Annotated in this window: 16 protein-coding genes; 9 read left to right on the top strand and 7 right to left on the bottom strand. The window is 67.3% G+C overall.

Annotated elements, in window-relative coordinates; genetic code table 11:
- Positions 1 to 79 precede the first annotated feature (79 nt).
- The 3 genes from ACK4TH_RS07725 to ACK4TH_RS07715 all read left to right on the top strand — a co-directional run bounded on the left by ACK4TH_RS07725 (position 80) and on the right by ACK4TH_RS07715 (position 2,698).
- On the top strand, positions 80 to 781 hold the full coding sequence (locus ACK4TH_RS07725) for a hypothetical protein (protein WP_409624635.1): 702 nt from the start codon (positions 80 to 82) through the stop codon (positions 779 to 781).
- A gap of 151 nt (positions 782 to 932) precedes the next feature.
- Positions 933 to 1,868, top strand: coding sequence for an ATP-binding cassette domain-containing protein (locus ACK4TH_RS07720; protein WP_409624632.1), 936 nt, complete (start codon positions 933 to 935; stop codon positions 1,866 to 1,868).
- Between the two features lie 5 nt (positions 1,869 to 1,873).
- Positions 1,874 to 2,698, top strand: coding sequence for an ABC transporter permease (locus tag ACK4TH_RS07715; RefSeq protein WP_409624629.1), 825 nt, complete (start codon positions 1,874 to 1,876; stop codon positions 2,696 to 2,698).
- 4 nt (positions 2,699 to 2,702) lie between these two features.
- Here the strand turns inward: ACK4TH_RS07715 and ACK4TH_RS07710 are convergent, their stop codons facing one another.
- The 3 genes from ACK4TH_RS07710 to ACK4TH_RS07700 form a co-directional block, all read right to left on the bottom strand.
- The gene (locus ACK4TH_RS07710; RefSeq protein ID WP_409624626.1) at positions 2,703 to 3,857 is read right to left on the bottom strand and encodes an aminotransferase class V-fold PLP-dependent enzyme; all 1,155 of its coding nucleotides are present in this window, start codon (positions 3,855 to 3,857) and stop codon (positions 2,703 to 2,705) included.
- A gap of 110 nt (positions 3,858 to 3,967) precedes the next feature.
- Positions 3,968 to 5,098, bottom strand: a complete 1,131-nt coding sequence (locus ACK4TH_RS07705) for a YbdK family carboxylate-amine ligase (protein WP_409624623.1) — start codon at positions 5,096 to 5,098, stop codon at positions 3,968 to 3,970.
- A 9-nt stretch (positions 5,099 to 5,107) separates the two neighbouring features.
- Positions 5,108 to 5,596, bottom strand: a complete 489-nt coding sequence (locus ACK4TH_RS07700; RefSeq protein WP_409624620.1) for a hypothetical protein — start codon at positions 5,594 to 5,596, stop codon at positions 5,108 to 5,110.
- Positions 5,597 to 5,853: 257 nt separating this feature from the next.
- Here ACK4TH_RS07700 and ACK4TH_RS07695 point away from each other — a divergent pair, with 257 nt between their 5' ends.
- Positions 5,854 to 6,228, top strand: a complete 375-nt coding sequence (locus ACK4TH_RS07695) for a hypothetical protein (RefSeq protein ID WP_409624617.1) — start codon at positions 5,854 to 5,856, stop codon at positions 6,226 to 6,228.
- A gap of 115 nt (positions 6,229 to 6,343) precedes the next feature.
- Here ACK4TH_RS07695 and ACK4TH_RS07690 read toward each other — a convergent pair whose 3' ends face one another.
- Complete coding sequence (locus ACK4TH_RS07690; RefSeq protein WP_409624614.1) at positions 6,344 to 7,207, bottom strand: class I SAM-dependent methyltransferase; 864 nt, start codon at positions 7,205 to 7,207, stop codon at positions 6,344 to 6,346.
- A 101-nt stretch (positions 7,208 to 7,308) separates the two neighbouring features.
- Here ACK4TH_RS07690 and ACK4TH_RS07685 point away from each other — a divergent pair, with 101 nt between their 5' ends.
- Positions 7,309 to 7,899 (top strand): hypothetical protein, encoded by a 591-nt coding sequence (locus ACK4TH_RS07685; RefSeq protein ID WP_409624611.1) that lies wholly within the window; start codon positions 7,309 to 7,311, stop codon positions 7,897 to 7,899.
- 24 nt (positions 7,900 to 7,923) lie between these two features.
- On the opposite strand, the gene htpG is transcribed toward ACK4TH_RS07685, so the two are convergent.
- The 3 genes from htpG to ACK4TH_RS07670 form a co-directional block, all read right to left on the bottom strand.
- Positions 7,924 to 9,861, bottom strand: a complete 1,938-nt coding sequence (htpG, locus tag ACK4TH_RS07680; protein ID WP_409624608.1) for a molecular chaperone HtpG — start codon at positions 9,859 to 9,861, stop codon at positions 7,924 to 7,926.
- A 118-nt stretch (positions 9,862 to 9,979) separates the two neighbouring features.
- Positions 9,980 to 10,750: a pseudouridine synthase gene (locus ACK4TH_RS07675; protein ID WP_409624681.1), complete on the bottom strand. Its 771-nt coding sequence runs from the start codon at positions 10,748 to 10,750 to the stop codon at positions 9,980 to 9,982.
- Positions 10,751 to 10,798: 48 nt separating this feature from the next.
- Complete coding sequence (locus ACK4TH_RS07670) at positions 10,799 to 11,515, bottom strand: Crp/Fnr family transcriptional regulator (RefSeq protein ID WP_409624605.1); 717 nt, start codon at positions 11,513 to 11,515, stop codon at positions 10,799 to 10,801.
- A gap of 204 nt (positions 11,516 to 11,719) precedes the next feature.
- Between ACK4TH_RS07670 and ACK4TH_RS07665 the strand changes: the two genes are divergently transcribed.
- Genes ACK4TH_RS07665 through ACK4TH_RS07650 form a run of 4 tightly spaced genes read left to right on the top strand, consistent with a single transcriptional unit; the run spans position 11,720 to position 16,522 of the window.
- Positions 11,720 to 13,666: an AMP-dependent synthetase/ligase gene (locus ACK4TH_RS07665; RefSeq protein ID WP_409624602.1), complete on the top strand. Its 1,947-nt coding sequence runs from the start codon at positions 11,720 to 11,722 to the stop codon at positions 13,664 to 13,666.
- A 40-nt stretch (positions 13,667 to 13,706) separates the two neighbouring features.
- Complete coding sequence (locus tag ACK4TH_RS07660; protein WP_068606285.1) at positions 13,707 to 14,492, top strand: ABC transporter ATP-binding protein; 786 nt, start codon at positions 13,707 to 13,709, stop codon at positions 14,490 to 14,492.
- Positions 14,493 to 14,504: 12 nt separating this feature from the next.
- Complete coding sequence (locus ACK4TH_RS07655) at positions 14,505 to 15,434, top strand: branched-chain amino acid ABC transporter permease (protein WP_409624599.1); 930 nt, start codon at positions 14,505 to 14,507, stop codon at positions 15,432 to 15,434.
- Between the two features lie 11 nt (positions 15,435 to 15,445).
- Positions 15,446 to 16,522: a branched-chain amino acid ABC transporter permease gene (locus tag ACK4TH_RS07650; protein WP_409624596.1), complete on the top strand. Its 1,077-nt coding sequence runs from the start codon at positions 15,446 to 15,448 to the stop codon at positions 16,520 to 16,522.
- The last annotated feature ends 34 nt before the right edge of the window (positions 16,523 to 16,556 follow it).

Here is a 16,556-nt window from a genome sequence, read left to right as displayed (position 1 = left end):
AATATTCCAAAATGGACTTTTTCCGGTAAGATCCGACAGCCCACTCAAGGGCAGTCGCCCGCTTGTCAAGGAGGAAACCATGAGGAAGAACAAGATCATCCGTACTCTCTTCGCCTGTGTCGCAACCAGCCTGCTCACCGCCTGCGGCGGTGGGGGAGACGGCGATGCTGGGCCGCAGGTGTTCCCAGCACAGGGCTTGTGGAGCAATCAGTACGGAGGTGTACTCGTGACCTCGAGCGGCGAGTTCTGGGGACTGGAATACGCCGGGTCCAGCGCATGCGAATGGATCCTGTACCAAGGCCAGGCTTCCGCAAGCGGCTCGTCGGTGTCCGGCAGCGGCTCCGCCTACTGTGGCACCGCGAAGGTCAACGGCACGATCAGTGGCTCGTTCACCAGCACCTCGATGACCGTCACGCTGAGCGCCAGCGGCCTGGGTTCACAAACCGTGTCGCTGGCCCGGCAATCGATTTATGACCAGACCCCCAGCTTGACGCAGTTCGCCGGCTCCTACCGCAGTGACGGCGGTGCAGTCTTCGTGGTCACGAGCTCCGGAGGTATCAGCGGCTACAACGGCAGCTGTAGTTTCACGGGCACAGCCCGCCCGAGCGACGACGGCAAGAACTACTTCCGCTTCGGCATCACGTACGGAGCCGGTTGCGGCGTTCTGGCAGGTCGTTCCAGCAGCGGCATTGCAGTCCCCGCAGACAGCCGCACCGTTTTCTATGGTGAAAAATTGACCGACGGCTCGCTTGGTCAGGCCGGCGTGCTGACCCGGTTCTGAACGCCCCGCATCCCTCTGCCTCCCGCAAGGGATCGACCATCGGCTGCCGGCCACCCAACCGCTGGCCGTGCTGCACGCCCTCGGTCTGCAGCGTATGCGTGGGGAGGTCGAACCCTCGGTAGGGGTTCACTGGCCACGGCACAATGCCGCCATGGCCGAGGCTTTGCTGCAGATCGACGGGCTGACCAAGCGCTACGGCGGGCGCGCCGTGGTGGACGATCTGTCGTTTTCGATCGCGGCGGGCGAATGCGTCGGGCTGCTCGGGCCCAACGGGGCGGGCAAGACGACCACGCTGCGCATGGCGCTGGGGCTGGTGGCGCCGGACGCCGGGTCGGTGCGCGTCTTCGGCCTGCCGATGCCTCAGCAGGCCCGCGCGATCAAGGCGCGGCTGGGCGTGGTGGCGCAGTTCGACACGCTGGATCCGGACTTCACCTGCGCTGAGAACCTCCTGGTTTACGGGCGCTACTTCGGGCTGCCGCAGGCGCAGCTGCGCGCGCGCATCGCGCCGCTGCTGGATTTTGCGGCGCTTTCGCACAAGGCCGATGCGCGCCCAGGGGAGCTTTCCGGCGGCATGCGGCGGCGCCTGAGCCTGGCGCGCGCGCTGGTCAACGATCCGGCACTGCTGCTGCTGGACGAACCGACCACCGGGCTGGACCCGCAGGCGCGCCACCTGATGTGGGAGCGGCTGCAGCGCCTGCTGCAGCAGGGCAAGAGCATCCTGCTGACCACGCACTTCATGGACGAGGCCGAACGGCTGTGCCACCGGCTGGTGATCGTCGATCACGGCCGGCGCATCGCCGAAGGCGCCCCGCGCGCGCTGATCGCGCAGCACCTGGAGCCGGAGGTGATCGAGCTGTACGGCGAGCAGGGCCAGCCGGACGTGGCCGCGCTGCTGGACGACGAGGCGCGCGCGCTGGCCGGCCGCGTCGAGACGCACGGCGAGACGACCTTCCTCTACACCCGCGACGCGCGCCCGCTGCTGGCGCGACTGGCGGGGCGGCCACAGCTGCGGCTGCTGCACCGCCCGGCCAACCTGGAGGATCTGTTCCTGCGCCTGACCGGCCGGCAGATCCGCGCCGAAGGATGAACCGCATGCGTGACGTGCTCAACCCCGCCTGCTGGGCGCCGCCGCGGCCGAGCGGGCGCTTCGTGGCCGTGTGGCGGCGCAACCTGCTGGTCTGGCGCAAGCTGGCGATCCCGAGCCTGGTCGGCAACATCGCCGAGCCGCTGATCTGGCTGGTGGCGTTCGGCTATGGCATGGGCGCGCTGGTCGGCAGCGTCACGCTGCCCCTGCCCGGGGGCGGCACGCAGCCGGTGCCATATCTGGTGTTCCTGGCCAGCGGCAGCGTCTGCATGAGCACGATGAACGCCGCCACCTTCGAGGCGCTGTATTCGGCGTTCTCGCGCATGCACGTGCAGCGCACCTGGGACGGCATCCTCAACGCCCCCGTGACGCTGGACGACATCGTGCTGGCCGAAATGCTGTGGGCGGCGTTCAAGGCGCTGTTTGCCGCCAGCGCGATCCTGCTGGTGATGCTGCTGCTCGGCATCGGCCACAGCCCTAAGCTCGTGCTGGCGTGGGCGGTGCTGGCGCTGACCGGCGTGACGTTTGCGAGCCTGGCGCTGATCTTCAACGCGCTGGCCAAGGGCTACGATTTCTTCACCTATTACTTCACGCTGTTCCTGACGCCGATGATGTTCGTCTCGGGCGTGTTCTTCCCGCGCGAGCAGCTGCCCGGCTGGGTGCAGGCGGTCGGCGAGGCGCTGCCGCTGACGCACGCGGTGCAGCTGGTGCGCCCGCTCTTTCTGGACCACTGGCCGGCCGACGCGGCGCGGCACGTGGCGGTGCTGGCCGGCTATGCGCTCGCGGCGTTCTGGGTGGCGCTGGCGCTGACGCGGCGGCGCTTTGCGCGCTGAGGCTTCAAGCCACCGCAGAGGCACGCTCGTGCAGGCCGAGCGCGTCTAGCGCCTGCCGCAGGTGGCCGACGGTGCGCTCGACGTGCAGCAGCTTCTCCAGCCCGAACAGGCCGACGCGGAAGGTGCGGAAGTCCGCCGGCTCGTCGCACATCAGCGGCACGCCCGCCGCGGTCTGCAGCCCGACGGCGGCGAACTTGCGGCCGCTGGCGATGTCCGCATCGTCGGTGTAGCTGACCACCACGCCCGGGGCCTGAAAGCCCGGCGCGGCCACGCTGCGCAGCCCGCGCGCCTCGAACAGCGCGCGCACGCGCCGGCCGAGTTCCGCCTGCGCCGCCTTCATCGCGGCAAAGCCCTGCTCGCGCGTCTCCTGCATCACGTCGCGCAGGCGTGCCAGCGCGTCGGTCGGCATGGTGGTGTGGTAGACGTGCCCGCCCTGCTCGTAGGTCTCCATCACCTGCAGCCACTTCTTCAGGTCGCAGGCAAAGCTGGTGCTGGTGGTGCCCTCGATGGCCTGGCGCGCGCGCGGCGACAGCATCACCATCGCGCAGCACGGCGAGCCGCTCCAGCCCTTCTGCGGCGCCGAGATCAGCACGTCCACCCCGGTGGCGCGCATGTCCACCCACATGGCGCCGGAGGCGATGCAGTCCAGCACGAACAGCCCGCCCACCGCGTGCACCGCCTCGGCCACCGCGCGCAGGTAGTCGTCCGGCAGCATCATGCCGGCGGCGGTTTCCACGTGCGGCGCAAACACCACCGCCGGGCGCAGCGCGTGGATGGTGCGCACCACCTCGTCCAGCGGCGCCGGCACCCACGGCGCCTGCGGCGCCTCCGCCACCCGGCGGGCTTTGAGCACGTGCGCCTCGGCCGGGATGCGGCCCATGTCGAAGATCTGCGTCCAGCGGTAGCTGAACCAGCCGTTGCGGATCACCAGCACGCGCCGGTCGGTGGCGAACTGGCGCGCCACCGCCTCCATGCCGAAGGTGCCGCTGCCCGGCACCAGCGCCACCGCCTGCGCGCCGTACACCTCCTTGAGGATGCCGCCGATGTCGGTCATGACGCGCTGGAAGCGCTGGGACATGTGGTTGAGCGCGCGGTCGGTGTAGACGACCGAGAATTCGAGCAGACCGTCCGGGTCGATGTGGGGCAGCAGGCCAGGCATCGGTGTCGTCTCCTGGGTGGTGGGTGCGTGGTGGTGGGTGCGTGGAATCGGACGCCCACCCGGGCCCGGCAGGCACAGGGGGCACCGGCGCGGGCGGGAGCGCCTGCGGATCAGCTTAGCATGCCGTCGCGCAGCGCGTCGACCGCGGCGCGCACCACCGCCTCGATGCTGCCGGTGCGCGCGTGGACCGCGCGCAACTGGCGGGCGTGGTTGCCGGCGGAGCCGGCCACCGCCTCCAGCTCCACCAGCGCCGCGGTGCTGCCCAGCGCCTGCGCGTGCGGCTCCAGCCGGCGCAGCGTGGCCAAGATGTCCTCGCGGATCGACAGCGGCTCGCGCGTGCGCGGGTGCACCATCGTGCCCTCCAGCCCGAAGCGGCACGCCTGAAAGCGGTTGTAGGTGTAGACGAGGTAGTCGTCCTCCTGCGGCGGCGGCTCGCCGCCCTGCAGCAGATGGCGGCACAGCGCCTGCAGGTAGCAGGCCAGCGCCGCGGCACGCTCCACCGTCAGCGGCGTATCGCAGACGCGCAGCTCGATCGTGCCGTACTCCGGCTTGGGGCGGATGTCCCAGTAGAAGTCCTTCATCGACTGGACGACCCCGGTGGACTCCATCTTGCGGAAGTAGCCCTGTTCGAAATCGTCCCAACGCAGCACGAACGGCGCGCGGCCGCTGAGCGGAAACGCGAACACCGAGTTCAGCCGCGCCGAGTCGAACAGCGTGTCCACCCCCTGGAAGAACGGCGAGGAAGCCGACAGCGCGATGAAGTGCGGCACGTAGCGGTTGAGCGCATGCAGCAGGAACAGCGCCTCGTCGGCCGAGCGGCAGCCGATGTGCACGTGCTGGCCGAACACCGTGAACTGCTTGGCCAGATACCCGTACAGGCCCGAGAGCTGCTGAAAGCGCGGCTTGTCGAAGATGCGCTGCTCGAACCAGCGCTGAAACGGGTGCGTGCCGCCGCCGGCCAGCTCGACGTTGAGCCGTTCGGCCGCCGCCAGCAGCGTGTCGCGGATCGCGCGCAGCTGCGCCAGCAGCGCGTCGTGGCGCGTGTGCACGCCGGTGGCGATCTCGACCATGCTCTGCGTCATCTCCGGCGTGACGCTGCCCGGAAACGGCGCGCGCTTGAGCAGCGCGAGCAGGTCGTCCGCGCTGCTCGACAGGTCCTGATCGTAGGTGTTGACGATCTGCAGCTCCAGCTCGACCCCCATCGAGAGCGCATCGGACTGTTTGAACGGCTCCAGCGGCATCGACCACTCCTAATGCGGTGCGGGGGCGGACGCACCCGCACGGTCCGGGCCGCTGCGGGCCAGCACGGCTTCGCGCGCGGCAACCAGCGCCCACTGGCTCACCCAGGGGCCGAGCAGCTCCAGCCACAGCAGCGCGGCCGTTAGGTGCCACAAGGCTTCGGTCGCCGGCGGCAGCCCCAGTGCGATGCTGCGCTCCAGCAACAACAGGGTCATGGCAGACATGGGCAGCAGCGCGACGCCGGTGAGCACGCCCTTGCGCACGGTCGTGCCGCTGGGCACGGCCAGCGCGACGTTGAACGCCACCGGGATCAGCACCCGCGCAGCCAGCACGACCGCCGCAGCGGCCCACACCGCCCCCTGCGTCAACGCGCCCCACGACATGCGCGAGCCGACGTAGACAAACAAAAACACGCCGAGCAACAGCCCCAGAGAGCCGAAATCGCGCTGGGCGTTGGCAACGAACACCCGACGCTCGCGCAGCAGCACGCCAAAACTCAAGGCCGCCAGCAGCGGCGACAGGCGCAGCGTCGTCCGAGACGACGGTCAGCCACACCAGCGCAAGCGCGTAGCCCACCGTGGGTGCGGTGGACGTGCCAAACGGCCCACGCACCAGCGCCGTCACCATCACCGCCAGCGCCACCCCCAACGCCACCGACAGGCCAACGGCATACACGCTGCTCAGGGCAGCCTGCATCCAGTCGCCTTGGGCGCTCAGGTGCCAGTGACCGGACACCCCTTTGACGAACACCACGGCCATGACGGCCTGGATGGCCGCCAAGTGCAGCACGCGCTCGGTCACCTGGCCAGCGGCACGCAAATCGTTGGTCACGCGCAGCAGGCTGGCCGGCGACGCCGCGACCGCCACCGCGGCCACCAGCGGCCGCCACTCGGCCGCCACGCCAGCCACCCCCAGGGCCCAGGCCACCGCCACGAAAATCGCCACCGACTGCGCCACCCCGATCAGCAATACCCACGGGTTGTGGCGAAACCAGCCCAGGTGGATGCGGCAGCCCAGCTCGAACAGCACCAGCGACAGCGCAAACTGCGCGAGCAGCGCCGCGCCCCCACCCTCCGTGACCGACCCTGGCGCCAAGCCGATGGCGCTGCCCGCCAAGCCCACCGCGACATAGACACTCACCCGGGGCACGCCACGCGGTTGCGCACGTTCGGCCAGCCACCAGGCCAGCCACAGCAGCGCGGGCCAAACGACCAGCGCCGCCAGCTTCGGATCGAAACCAACCATGGTCATGCGACCGCGAAACGCGCGCGCAGTTCCTCCAGGCCCAGTTCATCGAGCATGCGGGCCAGGCGCTCGGCCGCGCTGCGCTTGCGCCGACCAGTGCGGCGCGCGACGATCAGCTCGTTTTTCATCGAGTGCTCCCAGCCCACCAGCTCGGTCACCGTCACGTCATAGCCACTCGCCTCGAGCCGCAGACAGCGCAGCACATTGGTGACCTGGCTGCCAAACTCACGCGTGTGCAGGGGATGGCGCCACAACTCGGCCAGCGGCGTGCGCGCCAGCTGCAGCGCCTTGTGGCGGCGCAGCGCAGCGGCCACCTCGGCTTGGCAGCACGGCACCACGACGATGGCGCCGGCCTGCCGTTGCAGCGCGAAGTCCAGCGCGTCGTCGGTGGCGGTGTCGCAGGCGTGCAGCGCGGTCACCACGTCCACCTGGGCGGGCAGCGCCGCCATCGCCTCGCGCACCGTGGCGGCGACGAAGTGCATGCGCGCAAAGCCCAGCCGCTGCGCCAGCGCGGCGGAACGCTCGACCAGCTCGGGCCGCGCCTCCACGCCCCAGACGGCGCCCACCGGACGCACTGCCAAAAACCGGTCATAAAGCAAAAAGCCGAGATACGACTTGCCAGCCCCGTGGTCCACCAGCGTGACATCGCCGCGCTCGGCCACGGCCGCCTGCAGCAGAGGCTCGATGAACTGCAACAGATGATTGACCTGTTTGAGCTTGCGCCGCGAATCCTGATTGAGCCGCCCGTCGCGCGTCAGGATGTGCAGCTCCTGCAGCAGCGCGATCGACTGGCCGGGATGCAACTCCGCCAGCACCTCGGGCGGCGGCCCCGCGGGCGGGGTCCGGGGGGAGGGGGATCGGGTCATGCGTGGATCATACGGCCGGGGCCTCGCCGCGACACACACGCCCCGGCGGCGGTGCTAGGATTGAAACCGACCGGAGCTGCAGCCCGGCTGAGGAGACTGTCATGGGCACCATCGTCGGCTATGTGACGCCAAACCTGCCAGAAAACAAACTGCGACGCTACCCGACCAAAGTCATCAACATCGTCGGCGGCCCGGGCTGTGACAAATCCTTGTATTCCTCGGCCATCGTGCTCAAGCTGCATCTGATGCACAAGACCGTGGAGCTGGTGCCCGAAGTGGCCAAGTCCCTGGTCTGGCAGGGGGACCTCGAAGCGCTGCGCAACCAGTACGGCATCGCGCTGCACCAGTTCCGCCTGCTGGAGGTGCTCGATGGCCAGGTGCAGTACCTGGTGACCGAAGGCGGGCTGCCACAACTGCTCTACTACAACGCGCGCCATCCAGACAACGTCTGCGACGTGGACAAGACGCGCCGCCAGATCCTGGAGTGGTACCGGCAGTTCGACAACGTCAACATCTTTGCCCAGCGCGACCCGGACAAGCCCTACATCCGCGCAGGTCGCTTGCAGGACGAAAACCGCGCGCGCGAGATGGACAAAGAAATGCGGACCCTCCTGGCGGCAGAAGGCGTCAAGTACACGCTTCTGCCCCCGGATCACCGCAAGATCATCGAGTTTGCCGGCACGCTGGGGTAGGTGCCGCCCTGGCTGGAGCGGTATTCAGGCCACCAGCAGCGTATTGACACGGCGCACGTACGCCGCCGGATCCTCCGGCAAGCCGCCTTCGGCCAGCAAGGCCTGGTCGAACAGAATGTGGGCCAGGTCTTCGAACCGCGGGTGCGACTCGAGCTTTTGCACCAGCGCATGGCTGGGGTTGACCTCCAGGATGGGCTTGACCTCCGGCGCCTTTTGGCCCGCTTGCTTGAGCAGGCGCGCCAATTGCATGGAGTATTCGCCGTCCTCCACCACCAGGCAGGCGGGCGAATCGACCAGCCGCGCCGTCACCCGCACATCCTTGGCCTTGTCCTTGAGGGCGTCCTTGAGCTTGTCCAGCACGGGCTTGAAGGTCTCGGCCGCCTGTTCAGCCGCCTTCTTTTCTTCCTCGTCCTGCAGCTTGCCCAGGTCCACCGCGCCCTTGGCCACGCTTTGCAGCGGCGTGCCATCGAATTCGTGCAGGAACGACAGCGCCCACTCATCGACGCGGTCGGTCATCAGCAGCACCTCGATGCCCTTCTTGCGGAAGACTTCGAGCTGCGGGCTGTTCTTGGCCGCGGCCAGGGTGTCGGCGGTGATGTAGTAGATCGCTTCCTGACCTTCCTTCATGCGCGCCTTGTAATCCGCCAAGCTGACGCTGACCGCGTCGCTGTGGGTCGAGGCAAAGCGCAGCAGCTTGGCGATGCGCTCGCGGTTGGCAAAGTCCTCGCCCAGCCCTTCCTTGAGCACGGCGCCGAATTCGGCATAGAAGCGGCTGTACTTGCCGGCCTGCCGTTCGGCCTCGGCCTTCTCGTCGGCGCTGAGCCGCTCCCACGCCTCGCCGGTGGGCAGCACGTCCTTCTTGGCCAAATCCTCCAGCATCGACAGCACGCGGCGCGTGTTGCCGTCGCGGATGGCTTTGACGTCACGGCTTTCCTGCAGCAGCTCGCGGCTGACGTTCAGCGGCAGGTCGGCCGAGTCGATCACCCCTTTGACCCAGCGCAGGTACGCGGGCATCAGCGATTCGGCGTCGTCCATGATGAAGACGCGCTTGACGTACAGCTTCACCCCGCCACGCTTGTCGCGGTTCCACAGATCGAATGGCGCTTTGGCCGGAATGTAGAGCAGTTGGGTGTACTCGGTGCTGCCCTCGACGCGGTTGTGGCTCCAGGCCAGGGGCGCTTCGCTGTCGTAGCTCAGGTTCTTGTAGAACTCGATGTACTGCTCGTCGCTGATGTCCTTCTTGGGCCGCGTCCACAGGGCGCTGGCGCTGTTGACGGCCTCCCACTCGTCTTGGAGCACATACTCGCCCTTGTCCTTGTCCCACTCCTCCTTCTGCATGAGGATGGGCAGGCTGATGTGGTCGGAGTACTTGCCGATGATGGACTTGAGCTTCCAGCGGTTGAGGTACTCGCTGGCGTCGTCGCGCAGGTGCAGGATGACGCTGGTGCCCCGCGCCGCACGGGTGATCGTCTCGGTGTCGAAGGCACCGCTGCCGTCGCTGCTCCAGCGCACGCCCTGCTCGGGCGGCAAGCCGGCGCGGCGGCTCTCCACCGTGATGCGGTCGGCCACGATAAAGCCCGAGTAGAAGCCGACCCCAAACTGGCCGATCAGTTGCGCGTCCTGCTTCTGATCGCCCGAGAGCCGCTGCAAAAAGTCGCGCGTGCCGCTCTTGGCGATGGTGCCCAGGTGCTCGATCGCCTCGGCCTCGCTCATGCCGATGCCGTTGTCGGTGATGGTGATGGTTTTGGCCGCCTTGTCGAAAGCGACGCGGATCTCCAGCGTGGGCTGATCCTCGTACAGCGCGGCATCGGCCAGCGCCTCGAAGCGCAGCTTGTCGCAAGCGTCGGAGGCGTTGGAAATCAGCTCACGCAAAAAGATGTCGGGGTTGGAATACAGCGAATGCGTGACCAGGTGCAACAGCCGGGCCACTTCGGCCTGAAAGGCGTGGGTGTGCTTGCTCATGGGGCTCGATGGTTAGGCGGAGAGTCCAAGCGATGACGGCGGGGCGCGTCATGCGGTGCGCGGACGCGTCCCGTGCCGCCTGACAGGTGAGGGCAGACGCCGCCGTTTCAAGGCCCGCTCAAAAGCGCTCATGCGCTCCCAGATAGCGCCATTGGCCGGGCGGCAGCGCCCCGAGCGCCACGCGGCCGATGCGCACACGCTTGAGGCCCACCACATGCAGCCCCACCAGCTCGCACATGCGGCGGATCTGGCGCTTGCGGCCCTCGGTGAGGACGAAACGCAACTGCTCGGGATTGATCCACTCCACCTGCGCAGGACGCAGCGGCACCCCGTCCAGCGCCAGCCCGTGGCGCAGCCGTGCCAGCGCCTCAGCTGGACAGACGGCCTGCACGTTCTGCGCCACCACCCCAGGGCCCTTGGGGCCGTGCGGGGCCCACTGCACGCGCACCAGGTACTCCTTGTCCACCGCCGAGCGCTCGCCCACGATGGCCTTGGCCACCCGGCCGTCCTGCGTCAGCACGAGCAGCCCGGTGGAGTCGATGTCGAGCCGGCCCGCCGGCGCCAGCCCGCGGGTGTGCGCTGGCTCGAAACGCCGGGGGGAGCGGTCCTCGCGCCAGCGGGTCTGGGCCCGAACCAGGGTCGCGGCGCTGGGGTGGCCATCCTCCGGCTGGCCGCTGACATAGCCCACCGGCTTGTGCAACAGGATGGTGACCTGCTGGCGCTGCTGCGCGCGCGCCGACGGCGCCACCTCCACACGATCGGCTGCGCCGACGAGCTGCCCCAGCACGGCCGGCCGGCCGTTGACGTGCACCCACCCGCGCGCAATCCAGTCATCGGCCTCGCGGCGGGAGCACAGGCCCAGCTCCGCCAGCCGCTTGTTCAAACGCATGCTCATGGCGGGACTGTAACCCGCCCTCGGGTCCGACTGCGGCCCCCATCAATCCATCCCGCGCCCGGCGCTGCGCAGGGTATCCAGATCCAGCACTCGCAGCCCCCCATACTCCACCCGAATCGCCCCCGCCTGCTGCCAGCGCGCCAGCGCCTGATTGACGCGCTGGCGCGATAGCCCGACCAGGTAAGCCAACTCCTGCTGGGTGATGCGCAGCACCTGCCCCACGCCCGGAAACAACCCCGGATGGAACAGGTTGGCCAGGCTGCGCGCGACGCGCACATCCGGATCGGTGATGCGATCGATTTCGCGCGCGGCGATGAACTGGCCCAGGCGCTCATTGAGCTGGTTCATCACGAAACGGTTGAAACCGATCGAGTGGTCGAGCAACCAATGGAAAGTCTCCACCGGCAGCCCCGCCACCAAACTGCGCCGCAGCGCCTGAATGTTGTAGCGGTACGCCTCGCGCTTGAGCGCCGTGCCCTCGCCAAACCAGCCCCCCGGGGCCACGCCGGTGAACGTCATGATCGGCCCCTGGCTGTCGTCGTTGCTCATCTTGAGCAAACCGTCGATCAGGCCAAACCAGTACGTGACCGGCCGCCCGACACGGCAGATGAAATCCCCCGGATCCACCTCGCTGACCACGAGCGCGGCCTGCGCTCGCTCCCGCGCGGGCGCTTCCAGCGGCCCGATCCAGGGGATGCTCTCCAGTTCGGCGGCGCTCAGTGCGCGCGCGCGCTGCCGCAGTCGATTGGCTTGGCTCACGGTGGTCCCTCGAACTCCCGCTGTGGTGTCGCCATTCTTCGCCCCCGCTTTCGCGCGCCCGAAAGCACCTAGGGAAAGTCCTAGTCAGGGCAACCCTTAGATTGTCAACGGACAGACAGAAGAACGTCAAACACGGCCATACAGTTGTGGCAACACAGCGGCATCGCCTCGTGTTCACACGACCGCCGCGGCAGAGGAGCCCGTATGCAAACGACATTTCCCCGCCTGCTGATCCAGCACGCGAGCGCGCGACCGGACGCGCCCGCCATGCGCGAAAAGGAATACGGCATTTGGCAAACGACCACCTGGCGCCAGATGCTCGAGCGCGTGCGGCACATCGCCGCCGGCCTGCACCAGCTCGGTCTGCAACGGGGGGAACACCTGGTGGTGATCGGGGCCAACCGCCCCAGCCTGTACGCCACCATGCTCGCGGCGCAGTCACTCGGCGCCATTCCGGTGCCGCTGTACCAGGACGCCGTGGCGGCCGAATGCGTCTTTCCGATCAACAACGCCGAGGTGCGCTTCGTCGTCGTGGAAGACCAAGAACAGGTGGACAAGATGCTGGAGATCCGGCCGCAGTGCCCACAGATGGCGCACATCCTGTTCGACGACCCGCGCGGACTGCGCAACTACGACGAGCCCGGCCTGGCGGGGCTGAAAGAGGTCGAGGCCGCGGGCGCCGTGTTCTGCCAGGAGCACCCCGACTTCTTCCAAGAGGAAGTGGAAAAGGCCCGGCCGGACGACGTCGCGGCGATGTTTTTCACCTCCGGCACCACCGGCAACCCCAAGGGTGTGGTGCACACCCACTTCACGCTGCTCAACCGCGCGGAAGTGGGCGCCAAGTTCGACAAGCTGACCGAGAAAGAGGAGGTGCTGGCGTACCTGCCACCGGCCTGGATCGGGCAGAACATCTTCAGCTACGCGCAGTGGCTGGCGTGCGGCTATGTGGTCAACTGCCCCGAGTCCGCCAGCACCGTGATGATCGACCTCAAGGAAATCGGGCCGACCTATTACTTTGCGCCACCGCGCGTGTTCGAGGGGCTGCTGACCAGCGTCATGATCCGCATGGAGGACGCCGGCGCCTTCAAACGCAAGCTGTTTCACACCTTCATGGACGTGGCCCGCCGGGTTGGCCCGCAACTGATGGACGGCAAGCCCGTCGGCCTGGGCGACCGGCTGCTGTACGCGCTGGGCGACATCCTGATCTACGGCCCGCTGCGCAACACGCTGGGCTTTTCGCGCGTGCGGGTGGCCTACACCGCCGGCGAAGCCATCGGCCCGGATCTGTTTACCTTTTACCGCTCGATCGGCATCAACCTCAAGCAGCTCTACGGCTCCACCGAGACGGCCGTGTTCGTCTGCCTGCAGCCCGACCACGAGGTCAAGGCCGACACCGTCGGCGTGCCGTGCGAAGGGGTGGAGATCAAGCTGTCCGAGCAGGGCGAGATCCTGGTGCGTTCGCCCGGGCTGCTGAAGGAGTACTACAAAAACCCCAAGGCCACCGCCGAAGTGCTGGACGCCGACGGCTGGTACCACACCAGCGACGCCGGCTTCCTGGACAACTCCGGGCACCTGAAGATCATCGACCGCGTCAAGGACGTGGGGCGCCTGAAGGGCGGGCCCAACGACGGGGCCATGTTTGCGCCCAAGTACGTGGAAAACAAGCTCAAGTTCTTCTCGTACATCAAGGAGGCGGTGGCTTTCGGCGACGGGCGCGAGAAGGTCTGCGCGATGATCAACATCGATTTCGAGGCGGTGGGCAACTGGGCCGAACGGCGCGGCCTGCCCTACGCGGGCTACACCGACCTGGCCGGCAAGCCCGAGGTGTACGCCCTGATCCAAGAGTGCGTGGAAAAAGTCAACGCCGACCTCAGCCGCGACCAGATGCTGTCAGGCAGCCAGATCCACCGCTTCCTGATCCTGCACAAGGAGCTCGACGCCGACGACGGCGAGCTGACACGCACCAACAAGGTCCGTCGCGGCTTCATCGGCGAGAAATACGGCGTGCTGGTGGACGCGCTGTACGGCGGCAAGACCGAGCAGTACATCGAGACCCAGGTCAAGTTCGAGGACGGCCGCACCGGCCAGATCAGCGCGACCCTGCGGATCGTGGACGCCAAGACCTTCGCCCCCCTGAAGGCCGCGGCCTAAAGCACGCGCCCGACGGCACTTCGACCTTTCAGGATGCCCCATGGCCCACAAGCAAATCGGTGACGTCATCCTCGACGTCCAGAACATCAGCCTGCGATTCGGCGGCGTCAAGGCGCTGACCGACATCTCGTTCAACGTCCGGGAGCACGAGATCCGCGCCATCATCGGCCCCAACGGTGCGGGCAAGAGCTCCATGCTCAACTGCATCAACGGCGTCTACACGCCGCAGGAGGGCTCGATCACCTTCCGCGGCCAGACGTTCAAGCACATGAACAGCCGCCAGGTGGCCGAGATGGGCATCGCGCGCACCTTCCAGAACCTGGCCCTCTTCAAGGGCATGAGCGTGCTGGACAACATCATGACCGGGCGCAACCTGCGCATGAAGAGCAACCTCTTCCTGCAGGCGCTGCGCATCGGCCCGGCCGAGCGCGAGGAAGTCGCGCACCGCGAGGTCGTGGAGCGCATCATCGATTTCCTGGAAATCCAGGCCTACCGCAAGACGCCCGTGGGCCAGCTGCCCTACGGCCTGCAAAAGCGCGTGGACCTGGGCCGCGCACTGGCGATGGAGCCGCAGGTGCTGCTGCTGGACGAGCCGATGGCCGGCATGAACGTCGAGGAAAAGCAGGACATGTGCCGCTTCATCCTCGACGTCAACGACGAGTTCGGCACCACTATTGTGCTCATCGAGCATGACATGGGTGTGGTGATGGACATCTCCGACCGCGTCGTGGTGCTGGACTACGGCAAGAAGATCGGCGACGGCACCCCCGACGAGGTGCGCAACAACGAAGACGTCATCCGCGCCTACCTGGGCACGAGCCACTGAGGAGCCACGGACATGGGATTTTTTCTGGAAACCCTCTTCGGCGGCCTGATGGCCGGCATGCTGTATTCGCTGGTGGCGCTCGGCTTCGTGCTGATCTTCAAGGCCTCTGGTGTGTTCAACTTCGCGCAGGGCGCGATGGTGCTGTTTGCCGCGCTGGCGATGGCGCGCTTTTCGGAGTGGCTGCCCCAATGGCTGGGCTTCGAGAGCCTGCTGCTGGCCAACTTGCTGGCGTTTGCCGTGGCGGCGCTGCTGATGTTTGCCGTGGCGTGGCTGGTCGAAGCGCTGGTGCTGCGCCACCTGGTCAACCAGGAGGGCGCGACGCTGCTGATGGCGACGCTGGGCATCACCTACTTCCTCGACGGCGCCGGGCAGACCATCTTCGGCAGTGACATCTACCAGATCAACATCGGCATGCCCAAGGACCCGATCTTCATCCTGGAGGGTATGTTCGAAGGCGGCATCCTGCTCAACCAGGAGGACCTGATCGCCGCCGGCATCGCGGCTCTGCTGGTGGCGGCGCTGTCGCTGTTTTTCCAGAAAACCGCCACCGGCCGCGCCCTGCGCGCGGTGGCCGACGACCACCAGGCCGCGCAGTCCATCGGCATCCCACTCAACCGCATCTGGGTGATCGTGTGGTGCGTGGCCGGGGTGGTGGCGCTCGTCGCCGGGATGATCTGGGGCTCCAAGCTCGGGGTGCAGTTCTCCCTGACCACCATCGCCCTGCGGGCGCTGCCAGTCATCATCCTCGGGGGCCTCACCTCGGTCCCCGGCGCCATCGTCGGCGGTCTGATCATCGGCGTGGGCGAAAAGCTCTCCGAGGTCTACCTGGGGCCGCTGGTCGGTGGCGGCATCGAAATCTGGTTTGCCTACGTCCTGGCGCTGGTGTTCCTGCTGTTCCGTCCCCAGGGCCTGTTTGGCGAAAAGATCATCGACCGCGTGTGAGGTGAGGAATCATGTTCTACAGAGAAAACGGTCAGTTCAAAACCAGCTACCACGCGGATCAGCAGATTTTTCCGATCGCGCAGGACCGCTGGGTCATCCTCGCCCTCGTCGCCTTCGCCTTCATCGGCGTGCCGCTGCTGGCGGATGAGTACCTGTTTCGCGCCATCCTGATTCCGTTTTTGATCCTGTCGCTGGCGGCCATCGGGGTCAACATCCTGGTCGGCTACTGCGGTCAGATCTCGCTCGGCTCGGGCGCCTTCATGGCCGTGGGCGCCTACATGGCCTACAACGCCTTCGTGCGATTCGAGGGCATGCCACTGATCGCCGCGCTGCTCATCGGCGGTCTCTGCGCCACGGTCGTGGGCATGTTCTTCGGCATCCCCAGTCTGCGCGTCAAGGGGCTGTACCTGGCAGTGGCCACGCTCGCCGCGCAGTTTTTCACCGATTGGGCCTTCCTGCGCATCGGCTGGTTCACCAACAACAACCCGTCGGGCTCGGTGTCGGTGTCCAACCTCAGTATGCTCGGCTGGCGCATCGATACCCCGGTCGAGAAGTACCTGCTCTGCCTGGGCTTCGTCGTGGTCTTCGGCGTGCTGGCCAAAAACCTCGTGCGCTCCACCATCGGGCGCGAGTGGATGGCCATCCGCGACATGGACGTGGCTGCCGCGGTGATCGGTATCCGTCCGGTGTACGCCAAGCTGTCGGCGTTCGCGGTCAGCTCCTTCATCGTCGGTGTGGCCGGCGCTCTGTGGGGCTTCATCCACCTGGGTTCGTGGGAGCCGGCGGCCTTCTCGATCGACCGCTCGTTCCAACTGCTGTTCATGGTCATCATCGGCGGCCTCGGCTCGATCATGGGCAGCTTTTTCGGCGCGGCCTTCATCGTCGTGCTGCCCATCTTCTTGAACCAGTTCCTGCCCTGGCTGGGCGGGTTGTTCGGGATTGACGTTTCGACCGCGGCGGTGTCCCATGCCGAATACATGATCTTCGGGGCGCTGATCGTGTGGTTCCTGATCGTCGAACCCCACGGTCTGGCCAAGCTGTGGAGCGTCGGCAAGCAGAAGCTGCGCATCTGGCCGTTCCCGCACTGATCATCGATTTTCCCACCCGTGCTTCAACCACCCT

The organism is Tepidimonas sp., assembly GCF_046292505.1.
Classification (GTDB): Bacteria; Pseudomonadota; Gammaproteobacteria; order Burkholderiales; family Burkholderiaceae_C; genus Tepidimonas.
Note: the sequence above shows the minus strand (reverse complement) of the source record. Positions and strands in the feature narration are given on the sequence as shown.